4 protein-coding genes are annotated in these 2,473 nt (G+C 61.5%); all 4 read right to left on the bottom strand.

Annotation, left to right across the window (positions count from 1 at the left end; genetic code table 11):
- On the bottom strand, positions 1–161 hold a 161-nt coding region (locus NTZ26_05645), incomplete at its 3' end, for a catalase (GenBank protein MCX6559982.1).
- Between the two features lies 1 nt (position 162).
- Complete coding sequence (locus NTZ26_05640) at positions 163–525, bottom strand: hypothetical protein (protein ID MCX6559981.1); 363 nt, start codon at positions 523–525, stop codon at positions 163–165.
- 185 nt (positions 526–710) lie between these two features.
- Positions 711–1,085 carry a winged helix-turn-helix domain-containing protein gene (locus NTZ26_05635; GenBank protein MCX6559980.1) on the bottom strand — a complete coding sequence of 125 codons (375 nt, stop codon included), beginning with the start codon at positions 1,083–1,085 and terminating at the stop codon, positions 711–713.
- A 111-nt stretch (positions 1,086–1,196) separates the two neighbouring features.
- Positions 1,197–2,231, bottom strand: a complete 1,035-nt coding sequence (locus NTZ26_05630; GenBank protein ID MCX6559979.1) for a hypothetical protein — start codon at positions 2,229–2,231, stop codon at positions 1,197–1,199.
- Positions 2,232–2,473 lie beyond the last annotated feature (242 nt).

The following is a 2,473-nucleotide window of genomic DNA, read 5'->3' as shown; positions in this document are numbered from 1 at the left end:
CGCTCGGGGATGCGCTCGCGGGCGAAATGGGCCAGCTTCTCGATCAGGTGAACGTCCTGAATCAGAACCGGCCCCTTGGCCCCGGCGGTCGCGGAGTTCAGGTCGTTGTCGACCGGCATGGCGAAACCGGTGGTCAGAATTTTCTTCTTGTCTTCGGTCATGTCAATCCCTCCTTTTGGATTGTTTATCGACGATCTTTCCTGCAAACAAGAGATACCGGCTATTCATCCCCTCGCCGATCGACCATCGTTCGACTTCGGCCAAGTCGACGCCGCCGGCCCGACAGACGAGGAGCGCCTGGTCCAATGATTGATGGTCGTTCCAATGATAGAATGCGGCGAGGCGGTCTTTGACGCAATCGGTCGGCGAGAGGAGCCAAAGGACCTTGTCGCCGCGCCGCATCTCGCGAACCTCCCGGACGGGCTCTTGGCCCACGGAGAGCGGCGGCAGCAGAAACTCGACCAGGAATGGAGTGTCGGCATGCTTGAAGTGTCGCCCTTCCTCCTTGAATCCCAGGCTCTCCATGACCGCCTTGAGCTTTCTTCGGCCCACGGAAGCGAGGAGAACAAAGTCGAGGTCGAAGGATTGATACCGATTTCGAGCATAAATCGAAACGCAGGCTCCTCCGGAAAGGACGACTTCGATCCCCTCCGTCCGGCAACGATCGCAAACGACGGCAGCCAGACGGGCGAGAGTTATTCCCCGGTAGTTCACGAGCCCGGTTTGCCGGTTCGGCGCGGCCGGAGCCTGGGCCTATAAAGCTTCAGACTAGCTTCGTCCCTAATGAACGTGATGGCTTTATCGAGGAGGGCCTCGAGGTTCTTTTTAAACGGATAGCGGGGATTCAGGCCGAAGAGCCGAATCTTCCCCTTGAGCTTACTGTAGAGAACGCCGCCCCTTTCCAGCTTCAACAGCTGATACTGGACCGCGTTGAGGGTGAGTCCGAGGTCCCTGGCGATCTCCCGGGGATAGGACTCGCCGCGGGTATGAAGATAGAACAGAATCTTCTCTTTGACCGTGGATTCGAACAAGGGCTCGAGCATCGATCCGTCGCTCCCCGAGAATTGAACAACGATATTGGTCATATGACCAACAATCACTAGTTAGCCTACTATGGCTTTCGCCCGTTGTCAAGCCGGATCGGGCGACGGACCGATCCCCAGAGCTTGGCAACGAATTTATCCGCGGATTCGAGCTTAGGCCTTCCGGGCGGACGAAGCCAGGGCCAGCAGGACGATCCCGACCACGGTCACGACGGCGGCGACGCTGACGACGGGAGAGAAAAGGCCGTCGATGACCCGGGACGGAATCCAGCTGAGCTTGTCCACGACCATCCGGCCGAGGTCGCTCGTCCAGGGCGACTGCCAGTTGAACATCCCGCCGTGCAGCAGCCAGCCCGAGAACTTTTTAATCCCAAAGGCCAGGATGAGGACCGGAACGCTGCCCGCCAGCACCGAAATGCCGGACCAGCGGAGCCGACCGGCCGGCGTGTTCTGGCCGATCAGAACGCCGAGGAGGATGAATATGGCCGGAATGAGAAACAGGAAGTAGGAGGCCATCGTGACGCCGCGGGTGATCCCGAAGCGGTGGAACGGGAACGGCTGGACGCCTTCGAACATTTGGACCGTGTCGTGCATCTCCCGCACCGACCGATTTCGGGCGACGAGCAGCGCCTCCTTGGCCAGGGCGGGGTCGGGGCTGCAGGCGGGGAGGTCGCGGCCCGGCTCGAGCCCGGCGGCCAGGTCCTTCCAGGCCTTCAGGCCGGACTCGTCGCAGGGCGGCAGATTGGCCACCGTCCCCTCCAGGAACTTGTCCACGGCCGGCGAGAGGAGCGCCTTCTTGAGAGGCCGCATGTCGATCGTCACCGACTCCAGGGGCGATTCGCCGCGCAAGATCTCGCCGACCCGCTTCAAGGAGGCGGATAGCTCGCCCTGCATCCAGCCCGTCATGCCTGACGACTCCATGAGCTCGCGCATCGAGGTGCCGGTCTTGGCCGCGGCCTGGAACCAGACCCGGGTCGCGGGATCATCGATGAGGTCCTTGTCCTGGGCGGCCTTGAAGACCGCATCCGCCGAAGCCGGAAGCTCGGCGATGATCTCGCGCGGCAGATCGGCGAGAAAATTGGGAGAAATCGAGGCTTTGACCAGGCCGACCGCCCAGGTCACGCCGAAAAGAACGGGGATGGCCATCAGGACGATGATGAGCACGCCGATGATCTTGCGAACTGTCATAGAAGTCCCTCCTGGGAGGCCGTCCGAGCCTCGCCTTTCCTAGATACGGAAACCGGCCGGAAATCGTTCCCTTGGCCCGTTCAGAGCTTCAACGAGCCGGCCACCTCGAACATCTTGGCCAGCCCCTCCGACAGGCTTTTGCGAAGCGGCCAGGCCAGATAGTTCAGGTCGTGGTCGTGGCCTTTGAAGAGGAAGGCCTGTAGGTTCGTCTTGCCGGCCGCCTCGAAGCGGCTCTTGATGTC

The organism is Candidatus Aminicenantes bacterium, assembly GCA_026393855.1.
Classification (GTDB): domain Bacteria; phylum Acidobacteriota; class Aminicenantia; order Aminicenantales; family UBA4085; genus UBA4085.
Note: the sequence above shows the minus strand (reverse complement) of the source record. Positions and strands in the feature narration are given on the sequence as shown.

Bases quoted from the DNA above. Each gene is read 5' to 3' on its own strand.
- NTZ26_05640 (MCX6559981.1), bottom strand. From the start codon at position 525: ATGGAGAGCCTGGGATTCAAGGAGGAAGGGCGACACTTCAAGCATGCC.
- NTZ26_05635 (MCX6559980.1), bottom strand. From the start codon at position 1,085: ATGACCAATATCGTTGTTCAATTCTCGGGGAGCGACGGATCGATGCTC.
- NTZ26_05630 (MCX6559979.1), bottom strand. From the start codon at position 2,231: ATGACAGTTCGCAAGATCATCGGCGTGCTCATCATCGTCCTGATGGCC.